Genomic DNA, 20,826 nt, shown 5'->3' with positions numbered 1-20,826 from the left:
TGTAGTCTTAATTTTACGAAATGCTTTTGTTATTAATTGAAAGAATTATGGAATAAGAAGGTGAAATGAAATTCCGTTGAACATCTCAAGGGTAAGGGCTCTCTCATAACTAATTCTGATATCAGTTGTCGTCTTTCCCTTGGTACTTCTTGATGATGGTTTGCAGCGCTTGGCTATGTACAAGATCGATGCACTTTGCCATCGTCATCGGCTCCCCAGACATGCTGTCATAGTGCTTTGCCAGAAATTCTTTTGCCAGCGTCCTGACAGCGGTATGCGCTTCCAGAGAATAATCGCCGAATTCCGCGTAACCCCGAGCAGCGGCGGCGGCGTCGTTTTTGACTTCTTTTGCTGAGTATCCCTCGGCGATACAAACGCTAAGCGCGTAGTTTTTGAGGTATTCGGCAGAGGAATAGTCAATTTTTGTCGCTGCATTAGCGTTCAACGTTGCGGCGATGGTCACAGTCAGTAAGATTCTTTTCACTGATTATTTCCGAGACGGTTTTTCATTTACTCTACCCGGATTGTCTTTCACCCAATTATCATTAGGGCGCTGTACATAGTCTTTCGCAAGTTTGTCAAGATCTTCACTATGGTACATATCCATGCACTTCATTAAGTCTAAGCGGCTTTTTCCGTCCTTAGCATTGTAATTTTTTTGCAAGTACTGCTTTGTCAGCGCAATGATAGGGGATTCTTCATCACGAATTGCATAGTATGACCAAGCATCGATTCCATTCGATGAGGCAATTGCATCTTTGCTGGCTTCTGGTGATGTCTTATAAGCGCCGGAAATGCAGTAGGTTAGAGCAATATCCTTGTAGTTTTGAAAATAACTTCTGTACGCCGCTTGCGGCGGCCACTTTTCAATCGACTCTTCTTGATTTTTTTGCGCTATAGCAAAAGTGGCATATAGGCAAAAAAAGGAGATAAGGATTCTTTTCATCTCAACACTCCAAAATCCGTATGGTTTGTGCAGAGTAGTAGATAACCAGCGCATGAGTATCTCAATGCTTGATGGCTAATACCCAGTGAAAATAGTTAATAAAACTCTAATTTTCTTGAATTAATAATTTTATAAAATTGCAATCTGCAATATTAATTATTAATTAGAGTAACGTTCGAAGATGGCTTTAGCTTCACTGGAATTCTGCAGCGAAAGGCAATCTAAAGTATGATAACTTCCTTTAACTGAGCCTTGACTATTTTTATTGGCGTACTGTTCAGCCAGTTTTTCGCCTTGTTCGAATGCATCCATGGGGAGTTTACTGAATTCTAAATAGGCGGAAGCGGAACGGAAGGCATCTTGCTTGGTTTTTTCTGAGTCAGTAGACTTCCCAATGCAGCGGCTAACCAGCCAATTTTCATAAAGCTCGCTTTGAGGTAAGTTTTCTATTTTTATATCTTCCGCCAGCAGCATAGGCGAAACGAGAAGAAGAGCAAGGGCGATGTGGGTAGTCTTCATTTTAATATCCAAAGTGATGCGACCTCAGGAACAAAAGATCCATTCTCAGGATCCCCCATGAAATGACAAGAGTCAGAGCAAATGTCACCGTTCCATAATGTGACATGTCCTCTGGCATTTCGCCAGCCATTTCCTTGTATAACCATTATCCCTTTTTTACCTGAAAATTTAGCTGGGGTAGGGGATTTCACCGTGATATCAGGCTTGCCGAAGTTCTTTTCTAGAAAGAGAATCATATCGTTAACACGATAAAGATACCATTTCTTATCTTTACCAGACACAGTCGCATAACCGGAGTTAGAGGGAATTGGTATGCCTGTATAGTTGAGTACATAGCTCATTCGTATAGGGCAAGCATTTTCAAAAATACCGTTTTCAATATTGCTTTCTACTTTTCCACCAATCAATGCACCCACTTTTTTACATTGATATTGACTTCAGAAAAACGAATCCATGCGGGCCCAAATAGAGGTTTTTTCATCCTGACTCTCCATTGTATCCATATTATGAACCCCCGGCCGTAGCCGGGGGCAGACAAATTAAGCTTCGCGGTTTTCCTTGATGTTCCAACCTGCGCTGCTTTCGGCGCCTTTGCCGCCTTTGTCGCTCTGCTCCCAGTATTGCTGTTTCACTTTCGCCGCCTGGAAGGAGTAGGTGACGCCCACGGTATCTTCGCCGCCTGCGCCGGTGTACTGCACGGCGGTCACCAGCACGTCGTCCAGGGTGATTTTAACGTACTCAACCTGAGTACCGCCCGCCTTGCAGACAGACAACTCAACCTTGGTCAGGTGCTTACCGCTGGAGCAGTGCTTCAGCAGCGCCGGGGTTGACTTGTCGACCAGCGCGTTGACGTGCAGATCGTTGAAGCACACTTTACCGGCGCCACCGCCGCCGCCAACGCCCATATTGCCCGGTTGAGAAGCGCCCCAGGAGAAAGAAGTAATGTCGGTCCAGCCTTTGTGATTCGAATCTTTAGATTCGCCGCTGGCACCTTCAACTTTCAGGAACATATCAATAGCCATAGTTTCTTCACTCTTTATTAAGGGTTAACAGTAGTATTAACGTTACGTTGAAAAACTCAGGTAATAGCAGCAGGAATTGCAAGTGTGGTAATGCATTACCAATTTATATCCTTGTGCCATGCACCTTCTTAAATACCGAAAACTATCGGTACGGGTTACCGAGCCACTATTAAGTGCTAATGGCTCAATGCTTAATTATTTCGCGTTATCTTGATTCCACGTGCGATCTGGATTGCCTGCAATGAGCTGTCGGGAAAGATTGTCCAATTCAGAACTATGGTACAACCGCAGACAGTTCAAGGTGACGCCTTGACTCTTGTCTTTAGTTTCACTGTGAAACTCATTGACTCTGGATTTATATTTTCCGATGAGAACATTGATTTTCTCATCACCTGATTCGATGTCGAATGGCATCCATTCTCTCATCGCATTCGCCGTTCTGGCTGCATCAAGAGAGAATGCCTTATCCGAATCGGAGACCTGTGCCAGGCAGCGAGACAATGCCAGTTCTTTTACGACCTGGTGATAAGGCATCTGTTTGATAAATGCCACAGGATCCTGAATCGGCGCTGCTTGCAGCCTTAATGAGGCGATAAGCAAGCATGCAGTTAAACCAAACCTCATGCTTTTACTGGTCAGCCGATGTAACACTAGCTTAATTCCCAAAACCAGACTTCTTTGCAGTTAAAATAGCAATGGGAATGGCAGGTCAATAGCGAGTTTTCTGGTTCGATAAGATCAATGTGTCCGCCATCATAGTTGGTTATTTTATTGAAGAACACGACGCCTTTTTTATTGCCGATACCCTTCTCTGCATCTGGAGCATTAAAGAAAATGTTGGCTTTGCCAAAACTACTGGAGCGATGCAACTGATCGGCCAGCAGTTTGGCTCCAGGTTCAATTGTTTTACCCTTATAGGCGCCTTTTTTGATTGGCAGGCGGCCTTTGAAGCTGATGCCGGCTTTCAACAGCGCCAGGCTCATGCGGACGGCACAGGTATTGGCATAACCAGGGTTTTGCTTTAGAAGCGTATCAAGCTCATAACCAATCTCGGCGTAAACGGCTTCTGCTGCCAAATATCCCGGGCTAGAGTAATCAGAGGAGTAATGGCTGCTTTTTAGCTGACGATATAAAGGTTTCATGCTTTGCCTCCTTTGCAGGGGAAGCGAGTCGCCAGAGCCTCTTCAATCAGAGGGGCAGCCCTTTCGTGCAGGCGCGCAGCGGGAAGTTTATTAAAGAATTCGAACACAAACTCCTGCAGAGTGACGGTTTGTAGCTGGCTGTATTGGCACCAGCTTTTTCCTTCCGTCGCGTCCAACACGCCCAGCAAATAAATCCGTGCTTTCTCTTTTTCCTGTTTATCTGCACTGCGATAGAAACGGAAAAAGTCGCTGCCTGGCAGATTGACATCATCGGACGTCAAATGCGCTATCGATGTCTGCTCTGCGAAAGCCGGCGGCGCGGCGGGGAGCGAGCAGACGACAGCCAACAGCGATGCCAGATAAAACCGTTTTGTCTTCATCTTTCTTTCCCTGTGATGAGGTTGATGTATCAGCCAGGCCGCGTGACCGCGGCCTGACTTCAGTCCATCAGGACGCGTCGTTTTGCTTCAGCGACGGTAGCTTCGACACCAGGCGCAGGGAGACGGTCAGGCCTTCCAGCTGGTAGTGCGGGCGCAGGAAGAACTTGGCGCTGTAATAGCCCGGGTTGTCTTCGATCTCTTCCACCTGCACTTCCGCCGCGGCCAGCGGTTTGCGCGACTTGGTTTCCTGCGAGGAGTTGGCCGGATCGCCGTCCACGTAGTTCATGATCCAGTCGTTCAGCCAGCGTTCCATGTCGTCGCGCTCGCGGAAGGAGCCAATTTTGTCGCGCACGATGCACTTCAGGTAGTGCGCGAAGCGGCAGCAGGCGAACAGGTACGGCAGGCGCGCGGAAAGCTGGGCGTTGGCGGAGGCGTCGGCGTCGTAGTATTCCGCCGGCTTCTGCAGCGACTGCGCGCCGATAAAGGCGGCGAAGTCGGAGTTTTTGCGGTGCACCAGCGGCATAAAGCCGTTTTTGGCCAGCTCGGCTTCGCGGCGATCGCTGATGGCGATCTCGGTCGGGCACTTCATGTCCACGCCGCCGTCGTCGCTCGGGAAGGTGTGGCACGGCAGGTTTTCCACCGCACCGCCGGACTCCACACCGCGAATGGCGGTGCACCAACCGAACTCTTTGAACGAACGGTTGATGTTGGCGGCCATGGCGTAGGCGGCGTTGGTCCAGGTGTAGTTGCCGTGGGTCGCGCCGTCGGTGTCTTCTTCGAAGTCAAACTCGTCCACCGGGTTGGTGCGGATGCCGTACGGCAGGCGCGCCAGGAAGCGTGGCATCACCAGGCCCAGGTAGCGCGCGTCTTCCGATTCGCGCAGGCTGCGCCAGGCAGCGTACTCGGTGTTCTGGAAAATCTTGGTCAGATCGCGCGGGTTGGACAGCTCCTGCCAGGACTCCATCTGCATTACGCTCGGCGCGGTGCCGGCGATGAACGGGCAGTGCGAGGCGGCGCCGATCTTGGCCATTTCGCCCAGCAGCTCCACGTCCTGCGGGCTGTGATCGAAGTAGTAGTCGCCCACCAGGCAGCCGAACGGCTCGCCGCCGAACTGGCCATACTCTTCTTCATACACTTTCTTGAAGATCGGGCTCTGGTCCCAGCCTACGCCTTTATAACGTTTCAGCGTGCGGCCCAGCTCCTGCTTGGAAATGCTCATAAAGCGGATCTTCAGCATCTCGTCGGTTTCGGAGTTGTTGACCAGATAATGCAGGCCGTGCCAGGCGCCTTCCAGCTTCTGGAAGTCGTCGTGGTGAATGATCTGGTTGATCTGCTGTGACAGCTTTTCGTCGATTTCCGCGATCAGCGCCTGGATGGTGCGGTAGGCGTCGGAAGAGACGGTGACGGTGTTTTCCAGCGCCTGTTGCGCCAGGGTTTTCACCGCGTTCTCGACCGCCTCTTTGGCCTGATCGGTCTTCGGCCGGAACTCTTTGTTCAGCAGCGCGCTGAATTCATCGCTGGAAAAAGTCTCGGTGGTCTGCAACGCATTCTGTTGCTGAGGCGAGTTGCTCATCGATTAATCCTCACGCTCGTTGTTGTCATCGTTAACCGCCGGTTTCGGCGCGTCGGTCAGGGATTGCAGCAGTGCCGGGTTTTGCAGGATCTTGGAGATCAGCTCCTCGGCGCCGTTCTTACCGTCCATGTAGGAAAGCAGGTTGGAAAGCTGGGTGCGGGCATCCAGCAGGTTGTCCAGCGCGTCGACTTTGCGGGCGATAGCGGCGGGGGAGAAGTCTTCCATGCTTTCGAAGGTCAGATCGATGTTTAGCTTACCTTCCCCGGTCAGGGTGTTGTCGACCTGGTAAGCGACGCGTGGCTTCAGCGATTTCATACGCTCGTCGAAGTTGTCGACGTCGATTTCCATGAACTTGCGTTCTTCCACGCTGGCTTGTGGATCGACCGCTTTCCCCACCAGATCCGCCATCACGCCCATCACGAACGGCAGCTGGATTTTGCGCTCTGCGCCATAAATTTCGACATCGTATTCAATCTGTACGCGCGGCGCGCGGTTGCGGGCGATGAATTTCTGCCCGCTGCGGGATTTCGAGTTTGACATGATTTACTCCATCTAATGGCGATTGGGAACGCGCCTCGTCCGGCTGGGAGAGTCAGGTTCTGATTCGGGTCTGCGCAGGGGCAGACGGTATCGGGTGTCGTCAAGAGAACAAAAGTCGGCGGCTAGCTGTTCTCCTCGTTGTCGGGGCGACCGAGAATGGTCTCCAGTTGGTTAAGCCCATCGGGCGCCAAATCGCGGACGATCTGCATAAAGTCCAGCGTAATCAGCCGTTGGACCCGATCGATCATCAGCGGCGCCGGGTGGCTCGGCTCATGAAGACGAAAATAGTTTTTCACCTTGTCCAGCATCAGCTGGGCGTCGTCGCGCGACTGGATCTGTGCGCTGCGCCAGTTGAGCGGGGCAGTGGCGCTCTGCGCGGCGGCCGGTTGCTGCGTGGCCGCGGTTTCCTCCGGTGAGTCCGCTTCGGCGGCGGCCGGAGCCTCGTTCTGGCCGGCGAGTGCCACGAGAGAAAATACCTTGGTCAGCGCGCTCATTTCCGGCAGCGCGCTTTCACCCAGATGGCGGGTGACTTCGCTGCGGATGGCACTCAAGGTGTTGGCGATGTGCGTCACCAGTGCGCCTTCGGGGCGATCCTGCTGCGCCAACTCATCCTGCAGCCGCGCGCGGCCACCGGGAAAGTTGGGGCACTCTTGCTTGCTGCCGTCGAGCAGGGCGCCGGCATCGCGCAGCGAGATTTCACCGGCGGCGCTTTTCAGCAGCGGCGCAGCGCGCACGCTGGCGGCCAGCGCGGCCTTGTCGCCAAGATCGGCCAGCGCATTGATACGAAACAGCGGGTCGGCCTCGCCGTCGAACTCCAGCGGCGGCTGCAGGGCATCCCAGTAACGGACCATCGACTGGTGGATCAGCGTCAGCCCGTCGGCGTAGCCCGATAAACCGCGCAGCTGGGTCCAGGCGCGGGTGAGATACAGCATGACGCGCAGATCTTTGGTGCGCGCCAGCAGCGAGGTTGCGAGGCGTTCGACCTGCACCCAATCCGGCGCTTCTTCCGGAATGATGGTGCTGCCAAATTGTTGTTCGGCCTTGCCGGTGGCGGCTTGTTCCATCGCCAGAAAGTCGGCGTCATATTCCAGGTTGTCGCCGCAGGGATTGTCCGCGTCAACCGGGGCCAGCAGGGTATCGGTGTCGATAGCCATAAAATTTCCTTCAACGAGCGATGTTAATCAAACATTTGCGGGTACTGGCCGCCGCGGCCGGGGCGCGCCCAGCCGTTGGGCTCGAACAGCAGCGAAAACAGCTGCACGGTGAGGTTGCCGCTGTGCACGTGGGTGTAGAGCGGGTGTCCGTCGGCCTGATTGGTCCACCAGAAGCTGGTGTACTGCGCCGGATCGAAACAGTCGGCGGCCTGTTGCCAGCCGAGGCCTGGCACGTCCGGGTGTTGGAAACCGATAATCGACAATATCTCGGAGTCCGCCTCCGCCGGTGGGCTGGGCAGCGCAGGAATAGCCTGCAATGTGCGGTCGATCTGTTCGGCGGAGAAACCGTTGCGCACGCCGTTCAGCAGGGTATGACCGAGCTGTTGGTACCAGCTCGCCGCCATGTTCAGCTGTTGCGGACGCCAATCTTGCAGGCTGAACAGGCGCAGCGCGCAGATCGGGTAGCGCCGCCCGACGCGATCGCGCGCCGGCAACAGGCAACCCATCTGCACGTACGGGCTGCCGAGCGTGGCGGGGATCACGAAGTTCCACACCGGTGCGTTGCTGAACGGGTGGCCGTTTGGCCCCTGCGCATCGCGCTGCAAATTCACCAGCCCATTATGGAACCAGTGGGCCCAGTTATTGACCACCGGCTCGGGCAGGCGGCGTTGCAGAAAATCGCCGGCGGAAGGGAGTTTGCCGTACCAGCCGAGGCTCGTCGGGGCGCTTGAATCAGTGCTCATGGTCAGGTCCTTTCGGGGCTACGGGCACGAGAAGGCCGGCAGTTGGAACGGATTACGGATGCTATTGGGCGTAAATTCCAGCGTGACGCGGTGGCCGTCGAGATTAAAGGTCGCCTGGCGGCCGAGGCCGCCGGTGCCCGAGGACTGCGCCATATCCACCAGGCGGTTCAGCGCCCATGGCCCGCTGGTCACCAGGCTGGCGGTGGTGCCGTTGGCCAGTGCCAGCTGCAAATGCACCTGGTTGGTATTGCGGGTGCCTGGCCAACTGACCACCAGCGGCACCTGTGGGCCGTGGCTGTATTTGAACAGCTGGCCGTCGATATCCAGCGTCAGGTTGAGGATATCGTTATCCATCCGCACCGGCCGCACGGTGACGCGGTAAGAGGGGGTTGCGGTGCCGTTGGCAAAAAACGCGTCGCGGATGCGCTGCGCCTGCTGGAACGAACGCAGGATGCCTTCGCCGCCAGGCAGCGTCTTGCCGTCCACGCCGGGGGTAAAGCGCCAGTTGGCGCGAGTGGTGTCGACTTTGCCCTGCAGATTGTCGCGGAAGAAGCTGTCCATCAGCCCGCTGTTCGGCGCGAACATGCGCGCCAAATCGTCCGGCGTCACTTCCTGGCGCGCCCGGGCCACCAGCGGATAACGGCCGGCGATCGCCTGGCGGCAGAAGCTGCCGACCTCGAAGCTGATGCGCTTTTTCACGTTTTCCATCTCTTTGCGCTGGGTGTCGCTGCTGGCGCCGATCGCCAGCGACAGCAACATCTGCTTGAACGGCACCGGCAAGCGGCCGGATTCGGCCTGCAGGCGCGGGATGACGTCGCTCGGCGGCGCCGACATGCCGCTGTTGGCCGCGCCCTGAACCGCCGTCAGATAGCTGTACAGCTCATCGACCTGCTTCAGCACGCTGTCGAACGGGATCGCCTTATTGCCTTCGCCCTGGCTTTGCGCCAGCTCCAGCAGCGGCGCGAAGTGCGCCATAACCAGCTGTTCCGGCTGGACCGACACGTCGCCGTCGGCGTTGGCCGGCCGGTTGGTGAACAGCGCCTCCAGCGTGCGGTTGGCGTTTTGATTCAGTTTGTCTTCGGTTTTGGCCAGCAGCGAACGGGAATCAGCGTCGCTTTTCTCGTCGCGCAGGGTGACGTTTTTGCTGACGTTGACCAGCAGATTGCGCATCGGCGACGGGTTGCCGGACAGCAGGCGCGCGCTGCTGATGCGCTGGGTCAGATTGCCGATGTTGGCCAACTGGATATCCCCCAGCAGCTCATCCCAGGCGCTGATGAAGTCCTGCATGTACAGCTGGCGGATGGTCTTGGTCAGATCGGCACTTTTCTGTTCCGGCGCCTGGCTGTTCAACACCCACACGTCTTCTTTACGCAGGGTGTCGGTCACCGGATCGATGTTGTCGTTGAACGCCTTCCAATATCCCTGCGAGGTGAACAGGCCCGGTACGCCGTCGGTCACCGGTTTGCCACTTTTGCGGCTGAACGCCAGTTCGGTTTGCGGGCCGGCTAAATCGACCAGGCTGACCGGCTTGATGTCGGTCTGTTTCAGCAGCAGGCGTTTGAGGCGGCCATAGACGCGCTGCGACAGCGGCGCTCGATTGATGGCGGCCTGCGCTTGCGCCACCAGCTGTTCGTCTTTGGCGTAAGGCGAGGCCTGGATCTGCGCGTCCAGCAGTTGGCTTAGGTGCCATTCGATCTGCTGCAGCTGCTTCTGGGTACTGCCCTGCGGCAGATTACGCTGCAGGTTGAGCATCACCCAGGCGCGCAGGAATTTGCCGTCGTACTGCTTCGGCAGATACAGCATCTGGTAGGCCTTCAGCGCTTCGTAGCTGAAGTCCGCATCACCGTGGTTGTCGTTACGCAGCGTGGTGGCAATCTGTTGCGCCACCTGCGGCAGCAGCAGCTCTTTCAGCGCTTTCTGGTACAGCGCATTACCGGCGTCGCCCACCTGATCGCCGCGGAACAGCCCCATGCGGTAGGTGAACGGCGGATCGTCCAGCGAAAAGTTCTGGCTGTCCGGCAGGTGCAGCAGGCTGTTGAGGAACGGCAGCAGCGAGAACATGTCGCCGTTGCCCAACTGCGTCAGGTTTTGCCCCTGACGCTCGACGCCGGGCACCTTGGCGGCGACTTCCGCCAGATAGGCCTTGTTGTTGCCGTAGCTGGTGAACCAGAGCATCGCCAGCACCGCCAGGATCACCGCCAGCGCGATGTAACCCGCCCAGTGCAGGGCGCGGTTGCGGTATTCCCACCAGCGGTTGCTGCCCGCCAGCCCGGACTCCTGGAAGACCACCGATTCCAGCGTCTCTTTCAGGAAGAAGCTTTGGCCTTTGGCCGCCGGGATCGGCGCTTCCTGGCCTACGCTGTCCCAGGCCGCATTGGCCTGCGCCCCAGAATTTGCCGTCGGCAGCTGCAGATAGCGGTTCAGCTCGCCCATCACCCGGTCGAACGGCAGACCTTCCTGCGTGCCGCTGGTGAAATAGATGCCGCGCGGGGTAAAGCGGGTTTCAAAACTGGAGGTGGCGAATACCTGCTCCAGGTATTGGCTGAGCAGCGGGCGCAACGCGGCGAATTCCTGCGGGAACAGATAGCTTTCGGCACGCTGGCGCGCATCGTGCTCCATCAGCAGCGTATCCGGCAGCGCCGCGTCCAATCGCTGTTGCAGCAGGGCGTATTGTTGTTCGAAAGCGGCGTTTAGATTGAAGTCCGGCTGCCGCGAGCGCTCGTAAGGGAAGGTGAACCCCCAGATCTGGTCGCGCTGCGCTTTGTCGAAGCTGCCGAAGTAGGCCATAAAGCCGTTGAGCAGGTCGGTTTTGGTCACCAGTACATAGACCGGGAAATGAATGCCCAGCTGCTCGTGCAGTTCGATCAGGCGTTTGCGCAGCGCGCTGGCCTGGGCGGCGCGCGCTTCGGCGCTGTCGCTCAGCAGATCGGCGACGCTGATGGTCACCATTACGCCGTTGATCGGCTGACGGGTACGGTATTTTTTCAATAGTGCGACGAAGCTTTGCCATTCGCCGGCGTCTTCTTCGCGCTGGCTTTCCTGCGTGGTGTAGCGGCCGGCGGTGTCGAGCAGCACGGCGTCGTTGGTAAACCACCAGTCGCAGTTGCGGGTGCCGCCCACGCCGCGCAGCGCGGATTTGCCGAAGCGATCCGCCAGCGGGAAGTGCAGGCCTGAGTTGACCAGCGCGGTGGTTTTGCCGGCGCCGGGCGCGCCGATGATCACATACCACGGCAGTTGGTACAGGTATTGGCGGCTGAAACGGGTCATCCAACGGTATTTGCCGCCATCCTGGCCCGGTGCGAAGCGTGCTTTCTTCAGCAACTGCGCCGCTTCGTCGAAACGCTGCGCGAGCTGTTCGTCTTGCTTGGTTTCCGGCTTGCCGTCTTCCGCCGGCACCGTTTCGGCAGCGCGCAGGTTGCTTAGCAGACGGCTGTTGAACCAGGCGCTATAGAGGCGCGGGATCAGGCGGCACAGGAACCAGATCAGGTAGATAACGCCGATGGCGATCTGGCGGTTGAGTTCCGGCTCCAGCGGGCGATAGTCACCGATGGCCACCAGCGGGCCGATCATCCAGATGATGAACGCCAGCGCGGTGATGCCGACAAAGCCCCACAGCAGGCGGCTGGTGATGATGGAGAATAACGTACTGAGCATTACTTTCCGGTTCCTTGCGGCAAGCCGTTGATTTCCGCCTGGGTATTTTCCGGGGCGACCAACAGCGTAATTTCTACCCGGCGGTTCAACGCGCGGTTCACTTTGTTATCGTTCGGCGCGACGGGGTTGCTTTCGCCGCGGCCCTCGGCCTTGACCCGCTGCGGGTTGGCGAGGTGCTTTTGCAAGCGAGCGCTGACCGCTTCGGCGCGCGCCAGCGACAGCTCCCAGTTGGAGGCGAAACGAGCGCTGCGGATCGGCACGTTGTCGCTGTAGCCGGTGACCAGGATCTTGCCGCTGACGCCGTTCATGGCGGCGGCGATGCGGTCGATAACCGGAATATAGTTGGCGCGCACCGTGGTGGCGGCGGAGTCGAACAGCCCATCGCCTTTGAGGATCACCACGCTTTGCTGCGCTTCGTCGCGTACCACCACCAGCCCCTCGGCAATCTCTTTGCGCAGGAAGCTTTTCAGGCTCAACGTCGGCGGCGCGGCAGGCGCCGGGTTACCGATCGCCACCTGCGGCAGATTGGTTTGGTAAATCGCCGCCAGCACCGGGCTGGTGTTGTCGCCCAGCCGCCAGTTGAGGGCGATGAACAGCAGCGAAGCCAGGAAGCCGGTCAGCGCCACGCAGGCCCACAGCGGCACCAACGGGCGCCACAGTTTCTGCTGTACCGGTAGGTCCAATGCATGAGGCGACAGCGGCGGAGCATAGCCGCCGCGCACCGAACGGATCAGTTGCAGCAGGCGCTGCTTCATGGTTTCCAGCTGAGAACGGCCATTTTCCATTACCCGGTAGCGGCCTTCAAAGCCCAACAGCAGGCAATAATTGATCAGCTCCAGCAGATTGATGTGCTCGCGCGGGCTTTGCGACAGCTTGGCCAGCAGTTGGAAAAACTTCTCGCCGCCCCAGGTTTCGTTGTGGAAGGTCACCAGCAGCCCACTGCCGGACCAGACGCTGTTGCTGCCCCACGGGGTCAGCGCCGCCGCTTCATCCAGCGCGGTGCACAGGCAATAACGCGCACCGATGATCACTTCGTACGGCAGGTTGGCGCGTTGGCCGCGGATCTCGAAGCGGCGCATTTCGTCGATCAGCTGTTGGCGCAGCTGCGCCGGGTTGGCATGCGTGGCCGACTGGCGGATCTGCGAAATGGCGTTCAGCAGCGGGTTGGCGGCGTCCACCAGCGGGTTGGCTGCCGGCGCCATGCTATTTTCCTGAGTCATAGGTTACCGGTCCGTATGGCTGCGAATCGCCCAAAATTCCATGTCCAGCCCCGGGAATTCGCCGGCCAGGTGCAGGGCGAAGGCGCTGGATTTTTCCATCTGTTTCCACAGGTCGCCGCCTTTTTCCAGCTCGAAGTAGGTGTAGCCGGCGTGATACGGGATCTGGCGCGGTGCGGCGGGCATGGTGCGCAGACCGATGCCCGGCAGCTGCAGCTGCACCAGATCGCGGATGCGGGTGACCGGGGCGATCTTCATCTGCGCCGGGAAATGGGTCAGCAACACCTCGGCGGCCACGTCGGCGCGCACCGCCAGCACGAAGCCGAAATCGCGCATCATTTTGGCGTCCTGTACGGTGGCGACGTTCAGTCCGTGGGAACGTTCAACCAGCGTCAGCTGAATGGCGTTGTCTTCCAGCACCACCGACAGCCCCTGACGCAGCAACAGCATCAGCTTGCCGAAGCACAGCGCCAGGTTGTCATGGTCATACACCGGCAGACGGCCTTCCGGGGTGCGCTGCGCCGAAAAGCTGGCGAGCTCGGTGGCGAACTGCAGCCAATCGGCGAACAGACGCTCCGGGTGCAGATGGTCGAGGTGGTAGGCGTGGCTGACCTGACCGAGATGGCGGTTGATCAGCTGCAACAGCATGAAATCGACCATTTCGGAACTGCCGCCGCGGCCCGGCTGCAGCAGGCGCTGGCTCATCTGTTGGCTGCGCTGTTGCAACAGGCCCTGCAGATCGTTGATGAAGGTTTTCAGTACCGCGTTGCCCTGGCAGTTCAGCATCGGCGGGATCTGTGCGGTATCGAGACGCAGACTGTTGTCGCCGCGCTTTTCCAGCACGCGAGTGACGCTGAGCGCCGTCCATTCGGCGTTGAGCTCGCTCTCCAGCATCAACCGCAGGCGCAGGCGGCCGAACTGTAGCGCCGCGCTGCCCACCGAGACGGCGTTGAGATCGTCGACTTCGTTCTCGTAAGCCAGATAGCGCGCCAGCGCCTCCGGGCTTTCCTGGAAGATCACGTCTTCACGCCCCGCACGGTAGGTCGGCAGGGCCAGCACCACGTTTTCGCCGGTCTTGTTTTCGGCGATGGTCAGCGGCGCGGGCGCCTGCTGTGCGCCGGAGAAGCGAAACGGCGTGCCGTCCGGCATGATGCCGCTGGCGGCGTTGAGCGCAATCTTGCCCTGGCGCAGCAGCGTTTGATCCAGATCCAGGGTGAGAAATCCCCAGAAACAGCCGCTGTGGGCCTGGCCCCAGTTGCGCATATAGCCTTCGAGATAGTTTTCCGCCTGCTGGAAATGGTGAGGGCGCAAAAACATCCCCTCAGTCCAGACAACCTTATGAGCATCTTTCATCATCACACCTATAGTTACTTCGCTTCAGCGCAGCGGTGGGTCAGTCGACCTTTTTTACGGGGCGCAGGCCATTCACGCCCGCGACGATATGCGCTTCCAGCTCATCCGGCGAGAATTGCCATACTTTGTAGAAATTGGTTTCGGTGGGTTCCGGCAGCGGCAGTGAAATGCGCCAGGTTTTGCCGTCCAGATTTTGATATTCGGCGATCACGCCGATGTAACGTGCGTCCAATGCGCTTTGCCCACCGAGTTTCTTGCCGGTCTGGCCCGGCGTCAGGAAGAACTGATCGCTGTCCAGCAGGCTGTTGCCGAGCACGCTTTTGGCGTCGTTTTGCAGACTGAAGAAGTCGGCATCCATGAATTCCGCATCAGAACGCAGCAGCAGCACGCGAATTTTGATCGGCGCCGGTTGCGCGCCGGCGGCGTTCACCTGGCGATCGGCATCGAACACCAGGCTGTAACGCGACGGCACGCTTTTGGCGGAAGACATGCAACCGCCGAGCGCCAGCGCGCCCAGCAGCAGAAACAGCATCCCGCACCAGCGGGATGCGATAGGGGTCGTCATCATGGGAATCTCGTCGCCCGCAGGCGTGCTGACTACTGGAGTATCCAGGTGGCTGAGCCGGCGTTTTTACACGCCTTGCTGTCGCCGCCGACTTTGACGCAGTCCTGTTTGGCGGCGCGTGCGCGGCGCGGCAGATCCTTGCGCAGCGTCGATTTGTAGCGGGCTTCCGGCACGCCGGCGTTGGCCTGGATGTAACCCATCAGGTCGCCACCGCGGATGGCGGAAATCGCCAGCCAGTTGTTCTCCACTTCACCCAGCGCGTAGAACGCGGCGGCGTTGTCCAGGCTGCCGACGGCGGTGCCGGTATAGTTCGGGCTGCTCATGATGCTGGCGGCGTACAGGCTGCGGTACTCTTCACCGATCGGCTTAAACTGTTTCGGCGCGCTCACCGCGGCGCGGTGCTGCAGCGTGACGCCGTTGACTTCACTGCTGACGAGGGTGTCGTTATTGAGCGCCGGCGGCGGTGGCGGCGGGGTGGAACAACCGGCAAGCGTCAGGGCGGTCAGCAGCGTCAGGGTAATCCGTGTTTTCACAATATCCTCTTTAATCTTGTTGAATGGCTGTGTAATAGGGCGCCGTCATCAGGGCGCAAGCAGCAACACTTTTAATTGGCTCGGCACGATGCGCATGCCGAGCGCGTTGGTGGAATTCTGCAGGCTGAGACTGGTCAGCCGAGTAGCCGGAGTGCCTTTGAGTAACACGGTAAAGGCGCCGGTCAGGTGGCGGGACGGCCCCATCACCGTGCCGGAAGCGACGCCGGTGGCCACGCCGGGGTTGTCGCCGTTGGTCAGTGGCGTCACCGTCGCCATGTTGTGTGCCGGGGTGCCGACGAACAGAATGTTGAACGCGTTCGGGATGGCGGTTGGCGCCAGGGCGATATCCGGGTAGGGCACGGGCACCGGCGCTGGGCTTGGCGTCAGACAGACGTCGGGAAACGCCAGGTCCATGCCGATCATTTGGCTGTTGGCAAACATAAAAGGCCTCCGCAGGTTATCCGACGTGGATTTGTTCCGAATCCAGCTTGGTGATGTCTTTTGAGGTAATCAGCGTGTTGCGGGCATGAACGCGGGCGTAATCTTCCGCCTGATAATCCAGCTGCCCGGCGCGCACGTGTTCGGTCTGGCGCACTTTGCGGAACAGTGAATGGCTGATCTGGCTGACCGAATGCCACAGCGATTCGCAGCGTTTGCCGACCAGGCGGCTGATGCTGACGAAGGCCGACAGCTCTTCGCCGCTGTATTTCATCTTGTCGACGTGGCAGTCGCCGGTCTTCGCCTGTAGCCTCATGGCGTCACCGCTCAGTTTCAGCGCCTGCGCGCTGTGCAACGACAGCGAGCCGTTTGGCGTTTCAATGTGCAGATCGCCTTCGATGCTCAGCCGCGCCGCGTTTTGCGGCTCCGCGCGCTCGAGGACGGCGATCGCCCACAGCTGGTGGCCGCAGCCGGCGACCAGTACGTTGTCGCCGAGGGCCGGCGTCAGCAGGCAGCTCGCCGCCCGGCGGCAATGCCAGCCGCGGCCTTCACATTCCACCACCAGGCTACCGTCCGGCAACAGGTTGACAACCTGGCCGGCGGCCTGCTGGGGCGGTGCGATGTTGACGGCGCGAGTTGTGTTGGCAACGCTCATGGTGATCCCCTCGTGAAGTGGTCAATGCATTCAGATTCGGCTTTGGCGCTGTGCGCTCCAGGTTTCGGCGGCGTACAGTTCTTCGTCGCTCTCGAGAATCCCGCTGCGATCGCCCCAGCGCGTTTGCTGCTGGTGGGCGCGGTGCATACGGGTTCGCATAAAACGCGCGCGCCGGAAATCGGCGGCGCCGATGTCGGCATAACAAAAATCGGCGTAGGTCAGGTCGCTGTCGCTGAAATCACAGCGCGCTGCGCGGCTGTGTTGGAACACACACTGATACAGACGCGCTTGGCTGAAGTTGGCGGCGTCCAGCGTCGCTTCGCTGAAGATCGCCTGATCGAACTGCCCGCCGCGGCATTGCGCCTGGGTCAGGTTGGCTTCCAGCCACAGCGACTGCTGCGCCTGCACGCCCGTCAGGTTGGCGCGCCGCAGTGAAGCGCCCTTGAAGTTGCTCTGACGCAGCGTCGCCTGGCTGAAGTCGACATCGTCCAGTTGGTTATCGGTGAACTGGCAGGCGATCAGGCGCTGCCCGGCGTAACTTTTGCCACGATGGTCACATTCGAAAAACGTGACACGGTCGAAATCTACCCCTTCAAACTCTGTTTGGCAGAGGTTTAATCTAAAGAAAGTGACAAGAGATAACCGTGCATGATTCAACGCTGCACCGTCGAGCGGGCTTTCGTAAAAGGTGGTGCGATCGTGCTGAGTGGCGGAAAAATTCGCGCCGGCCAGTTGGCATGACATCCAGTGGCTTTGGTGGAGCGGCAGCCGACTGAAATCGCTTTGTTCAAGCCGGCAATCGTTGAACATCGTCAGTTCGATATGGCTTTCGCTGAAGCGGCTGGCCGACATGGCGCACTGATTGAAGGCCGTTTGCTTCAGGTTCGCCCGCGCGAACTGAGCGTGTTCGAGCTGGCAATCGCTGAATACGCTGTCGCGCAGATCGCAACCGGAAAAGTTAACGCCGTTCAGGTTCAGTTCGTTGAACATGCCGCCGGCCAAATCCATATCGGCGAATGACAGGCCGTGCAAATCCTCACCGGCAATCAGCTCGCCGCGTTTTACGCGTTGGCGTATCTGCTCAGGTCTTGAAGTCATACTTCCTTCCCGTTGTGGCGAGGCAATGTTTTCACTCTGACGGTATAGGCGCCGTCGAGCCGGGTCGCCTGATCCACTTGCGACTGCGACAAATCGGCCCGGAACAGGTTGGTGCCCTGCAGGTCGGTGCCTGACAACACGCATTTTTGCAGGATCGCCGCAGTGAAATTGGCGTCGCGCAGGTTGGCCTGGGACAGATCGCTGCGGATGAACAGGCTGCCGCTGCCGTTGGCCTGGCGGAAATCGGCCCCGTTCAGGCGGGTTTCCGACAGGTCGCAGTTGTTGAGACGCGCACGGCTGAAATTAGCCCGCGGCAACGGCATCTGGCGTAAATTGCACTGGTTTAGGGTCGCGTCGCTGAAATCCGCCTGCGGCAACAGCGTCTTTGCCACAAAGGCGCAGGCCGTGAGGCGTGCGGCGCGGAAGCTGAGGCTTTGCGTCTCGGTGTCAATCCAGGTGCAGCTCTCCAGCCGAGCCAGATTGAAGTTTGCCGCCAGCAGCCGGCATTTGACGAAGCTGATTTTGTCGAGCCGAGCGTGACTGAATGTCAGCTGCTCCAGCTGTAGCTCCATCAGCGTAATGTTGGCCAGCGTGGCACGGCTGAAATCACACTGCCCGAGCAAGGTTTCGTACCCCAGCAAATCGCGTAGTGACGCCATCGTGAAATCACAGCGCTGAAACAACGTTTGCTGAATGTTGGTTTCGTGCAGCTGCGCGCCGCCGAAATCCGTCGCTTCGCATTTAGCCAGGGCCAAGGAGGCATGGCTCAGATTGGCCTGCTGCAAGACGGCGCCGCTGAGATCGGCACGGGCCAACATCGCCTCGCGAAGATCGCTGCCCGCCAGCCGGGTGTGGCGCAGATTGGCGTTTTCCAGCAATGTGCCGCGCAAGTTAGCCTGACTGAGGTCCATGCCGGACAGATCGGCACCGGTGAGATCAAGGCCGCTGAGATCTTTATCGCGCAGCATGGCGGCGGCGACGCGTTGGCGAATGATCTGCGCCAGATCGCCGCTTAAACGCAGCGCCGGGCTTTGCGCCTGTGCCGACATTAAATACATCTGGTGCAGCGCGCGCTCGCTTTCCCCCAGCTGCTTGTCGCTAAACGCGTCGGGACGTTGATGCCCCTCCTGAAACAGCAGATCGCGCTGCTGCTGGTAGCTTTCCGCACCGGATGATGGCATATGCTCTCCGCCGGGGTTGAGCGGGTCGATACCGTTAGCTTGTGCCAGTTTGAGCATGTCCTGATACTGCGCCTCGGCCTGGCTCTCCAGTCGCTCGACGAATTCGGCGAGTTGATCCAGCTTCGGCGGCGCTTCTTGCGACGGCAGCGGGAACAGTTCATCGATGTCCTGGCCTTCGCGCAGCAAGCGTTGGCGGTGATCTTCGCGTTGATGCTGTTCGTAGGCGGCGAAATTTTCCGCGATCGGGCTTTGCTGCGTCGGCGTTTCCGTATCCAGCCAGGCACCGATGCATGTTTCCGGCAACAGGTCTTGTTCACGAAAAGCGTGCAGGGCACCCTGTTCTTTATCCAGCCGCTGGGTCAACACCTGCCGATAATGCTCGGTGGAACGCGGCTCTCCTTCAATTTCCAATGCCGGCATCAGTTGCATCACGTCGGCGGCGTCGTCTTCATTGATGCGTACGCTGCCCTGATAGATAAGCAGCATCTGTTCCCGATGGGGGAAGAACCAGACGGTGGTGTGGCGCATGGCGATCTCTTCGAAATACGCTTCGCCGGCGCGCAGCCGGTTGATGAAGCAGCGTATGCGCCACGGCGGCAAATGCCCTTGCTGCATTGGCTCCGACGGATGCATGTTCCATATCCGGTAGGCGGCCTGAGGCGGCAGACTGTCGCGTTGGGGAAACTGTTGGTCGCTGTCCGCCATGTTGAACAGGCGCCAGTCGATGTCGTTGGCGAAGCCGGGAAAGCCATTTTTCAACCAGTCGGCGTCGTAGTTTTTACCGATGCGGGAGAAGCGCCGTGGCCAGGTGATATCCAGCGCGTCAAAGCTTGCCGGTAGCGCGCTTTGCCGAGGAGACGTAAGACGCCCCTGCAGCGGTTCGACATTGGGTAGGCGATGGATGCGGCCTTGCGGAAATGTTTCTGGAGTGGCGCCGATACCGTGTGGATTATCGGCGAACTGAGCGCCGCCGTAAGCCCGGCGCCAGTCCAGACGCATTTCTGCAAAGGGGAGGGGAGTAGAGGGACGATCGTTGATCCAATGGCGATCGCCGAAAACCACCAGCGTTTTCTCCAGCGAATCCAGTTGAATCTTCACGGCGCAGGCGGTTTTGTCTTGCTGATGATGGGTGTAGGCATTACCGGTGGCGAGAAACTCTGCACAGGCTTTCGGGATAGCCAAGTCGAGCACGCCGCCGCTTAACGTGAGCTCTTCGGCAGCCAGCTGCCACAGCTCAGGTTCGGGGCGCAGGCGCGGGGAGGCCCCCATATCGGCCAAGGCCAAAACGGAAACGCCCAGATGATTTTGCCCTTGCCAAAAGAAGGGGCGATGAAGCGCGCTGAGGCGCAGAGGTTTTACGACTTTCATTGTGTGTGTAAAGCTTCCTGTGGATATCAGCCGGCAGCCAGGCTGCTTGCTCAAAAACAATCCGTTTTTCGGTTTAATAGATATCAGGCTATGTCACAACAGATGAAGAAAACGATGCGGCGCTGAGGGCCGCTCGCTAATGCGGGGAAAGAGCCCCGCTTCGAAACGGATGATCACGAGGACAGCGCGTTGTCCTTCCCGTTTATTCCGCGCGCCAGAAGTACGGCGGCCACGGACAACGCTGCGGCGATCGCCTTGGCGGTAAATTGGCCGACGCTCTCCAGGTGATAGGGCGCAAAAAAGCCGATGCCGGCAGTGCCCAGAATCAACAGCGCGGCGACCGCTGTAAAACAGCCCAGTTCGATCGCCAGCGCCAGTCTGCCCGGTGTCGCCGCACTCAGGTAACTCATCATAAAGCCGGGCAAGATCAGGAACCCAATCAGTTCTGCGGGGGTATTCACCGCAGACATCACTTGCTGGTTGTATTTCAGGAGAGCCAGCATAAGAGCGACAAAGATCAGCAACCGCACGGGTAATGCCGCCGCCCGGCTTGCCGGCAAAAAATTTTTGCCGATCGCGGCGAGCAACACGCAGCCCACCAGGATGCCAAAGAAGGTCAACAGGATTTGTCCCCAGAGGCTGTCCTGCGTCGAAAAGGCAATAAACGCACCCATCGTGACACTTCCTTATGCAAGGTGATTTAGTGGACTGATGGACGACAAGTCGTTTTCAGCACGTGGATACC

At 58.4% G+C, this 20,826-nt stretch carries 21 protein-coding genes and 1 pseudogene; all 22 read right to left on the bottom strand.

What is annotated here, in order from left to right; genetic code table 11:
• Window positions 1-121: 121 nt before the first annotated feature.
• Window positions 122-475 (bottom strand): T6SS amidase immunity protein Tai4 family protein, encoded by a 354-nt coding sequence (locus EGY12_RS21515; protein ID WP_371415434.1) that lies wholly within the window; start codon window positions 473-475, stop codon window positions 122-124.
• Window positions 476-487: 12 nt separating this feature from the next.
• The gene (locus tag EGY12_RS21510) at window positions 488-946 is read right to left on the bottom strand and encodes a T6SS amidase immunity protein Tai4 family protein (RefSeq protein WP_123895295.1); all 459 of its coding nucleotides are present in this window, start codon (window positions 944-946) and stop codon (window positions 488-490) included.
• 159 nt (window positions 947-1,105) lie between these two features.
• Window positions 1,106-1,465 carry a T6SS amidase immunity protein Tai4 family protein gene (locus EGY12_RS21505; protein ID WP_123895294.1) on the bottom strand — a complete coding sequence of 120 codons (360 nt, stop codon included), beginning with the start codon at window positions 1,463-1,465 and terminating at the stop codon, window positions 1,106-1,108.
• Window positions 1,462-1,946, bottom strand: a pseudogene (locus tag EGY12_RS21500) (type VI secretion system amidase effector protein Tae4). The gene EGY12_RS21505 and the pseudogene EGY12_RS21500 overlap by 4 nt, the downstream one beginning before the upstream one ends.
• A 58-nt stretch (window positions 1,947-2,004) precedes the next feature.
• Window positions 2,005-2,487: a type VI secretion system tube protein Hcp gene (locus EGY12_RS21495; protein WP_004961372.1), complete on the bottom strand. Its 483-nt coding sequence runs from the start codon at window positions 2,485-2,487 to the stop codon at window positions 2,005-2,007.
• Window positions 2,488-2,682: 195 nt separating this feature from the next.
• Entirely contained in the window at window positions 2,683-3,111 is a 429-nt protein-coding gene (locus EGY12_RS21490; RefSeq protein WP_123895647.1) for a T6SS amidase immunity protein Tai4 family protein, read from the bottom strand.
• Window positions 3,112-3,137: 26 nt separating this feature from the next.
• Window positions 3,138-3,629, bottom strand: coding sequence for a T6SS effector amidase Tae4 family protein (locus EGY12_RS21485; RefSeq protein ID WP_033653618.1), 492 nt, complete (start codon window positions 3,627-3,629; stop codon window positions 3,138-3,140).
• Window positions 3,626-4,009, bottom strand: coding sequence for a Rap1a/Tai family immunity protein (locus tag EGY12_RS21480; protein WP_049272042.1), 384 nt, complete (start codon window positions 4,007-4,009; stop codon window positions 3,626-3,628). Before EGY12_RS21480 ends, EGY12_RS21485 begins: the two co-directional genes overlap by 4 nt.
• A gap of 67 nt (window positions 4,010-4,076) precedes the next feature.
• On the bottom strand, window positions 4,077-5,582 hold the full coding sequence (tssC, locus tag EGY12_RS21475; RefSeq protein WP_016927259.1) for a type VI secretion system contractile sheath large subunit: 1,506 nt from the start codon (window positions 5,580-5,582) through the stop codon (window positions 4,077-4,079).
• A gap of 3 nt (window positions 5,583-5,585) precedes the next feature.
• Window positions 5,586-6,122, bottom strand: coding sequence for a type VI secretion system contractile sheath small subunit (tssB, locus tag EGY12_RS21470; protein WP_016927260.1), 537 nt, complete (start codon window positions 6,120-6,122; stop codon window positions 5,586-5,588).
• Window positions 6,123-6,244: 122 nt separating this feature from the next.
• Window positions 6,245-7,276, bottom strand: coding sequence for a type VI secretion system protein TssA (tssA, locus tag EGY12_RS21465; protein ID WP_123895293.1), 1,032 nt, complete (start codon window positions 7,274-7,276; stop codon window positions 6,245-6,247).
• A gap of 23 nt (window positions 7,277-7,299) precedes the next feature.
• Window positions 7,300-8,019, bottom strand: a complete 720-nt coding sequence (gene tagF / locus EGY12_RS21460; protein WP_049201244.1) for a type VI secretion system-associated protein TagF — start codon at window positions 8,017-8,019, stop codon at window positions 7,300-7,302.
• An 18-nt stretch (window positions 8,020-8,037) separates the two neighbouring features.
• Window positions 8,038-11,673: a type VI secretion system membrane subunit TssM gene (gene tssM / locus EGY12_RS21455; protein WP_123895292.1), complete on the bottom strand. Its 3,636-nt coding sequence runs from the start codon at window positions 11,671-11,673 to the stop codon at window positions 8,038-8,040.
• Window positions 11,673-12,875, bottom strand: coding sequence for a DotU family type VI secretion system protein (locus EGY12_RS21450; RefSeq protein WP_049272050.1), 1,203 nt, complete (start codon window positions 12,873-12,875; stop codon window positions 11,673-11,675). Before EGY12_RS21450 ends, tssM begins: the two co-directional genes overlap by 1 nt.
• A 21-nt stretch (window positions 12,876-12,896) precedes the next feature.
• On the bottom strand, window positions 12,897-14,243 hold the full coding sequence (gene tssK / locus EGY12_RS21445) for a type VI secretion system baseplate subunit TssK (protein ID WP_049201394.1): 1,347 nt from the start codon (window positions 14,241-14,243) through the stop codon (window positions 12,897-12,899).
• A gap of 40 nt (window positions 14,244-14,283) precedes the next feature.
• Entirely contained in the window at window positions 14,284-14,811 is a 528-nt protein-coding gene (gene tssJ, locus EGY12_RS21440; RefSeq protein WP_123895291.1) for a type VI secretion system lipoprotein TssJ, read from the bottom strand.
• Window positions 14,812-14,840: 29 nt separating this feature from the next.
• Complete coding sequence (gene tagV, locus EGY12_RS21435; protein ID WP_123895290.1) at window positions 14,841-15,341, bottom strand: type VI secretion system accessory protein TagV; 501 nt, start codon at window positions 15,339-15,341, stop codon at window positions 14,841-14,843.
• A gap of 48 nt (window positions 15,342-15,389) precedes the next feature.
• The gene (locus EGY12_RS21430; RefSeq protein ID WP_049201234.1) at window positions 15,390-15,782 is read right to left on the bottom strand and encodes a DUF4150 domain-containing protein; all 393 of its coding nucleotides are present in this window, start codon (window positions 15,780-15,782) and stop codon (window positions 15,390-15,392) included.
• Between the two features lie 16 nt (window positions 15,783-15,798).
• Window positions 15,799-16,434 (bottom strand): DUF3540 domain-containing protein, encoded by a 636-nt coding sequence (locus tag EGY12_RS21425; protein WP_123895289.1) that lies wholly within the window; start codon window positions 16,432-16,434, stop codon window positions 15,799-15,801.
• Window positions 16,435-16,464: 30 nt separating this feature from the next.
• Window positions 16,465-17,532, bottom strand: a complete 1,068-nt coding sequence (locus EGY12_RS21420) for a pentapeptide repeat-containing protein (protein ID WP_123895288.1) — start codon at window positions 17,530-17,532, stop codon at window positions 16,465-16,467.
• Entirely contained in the window at window positions 17,529-20,081 is a 2,553-nt protein-coding gene (locus EGY12_RS21415) for a DUF2169 domain-containing protein (RefSeq protein ID WP_123895287.1), read from the bottom strand. Before EGY12_RS21415 ends, EGY12_RS21420 begins: the two co-directional genes overlap by 4 nt.
• Window positions 20,082-20,254: 173 nt before the next feature.
• The gene (locus tag EGY12_RS21410; RefSeq protein WP_123895286.1) at window positions 20,255-20,755 is read right to left on the bottom strand and encodes a hypothetical protein; all 501 of its coding nucleotides are present in this window, start codon (window positions 20,753-20,755) and stop codon (window positions 20,255-20,257) included.
• Window positions 20,756-20,826 lie beyond the last annotated feature (71 nt).

Source organism: Serratia sp. FDAARGOS_506, assembly GCF_003812745.1.
Classification (GTDB): domain Bacteria; phylum Pseudomonadota; class Gammaproteobacteria; order Enterobacterales; family Enterobacteriaceae; genus Serratia.
This window is presented reverse-complemented; position numbering and strand designations above follow the sequence as displayed.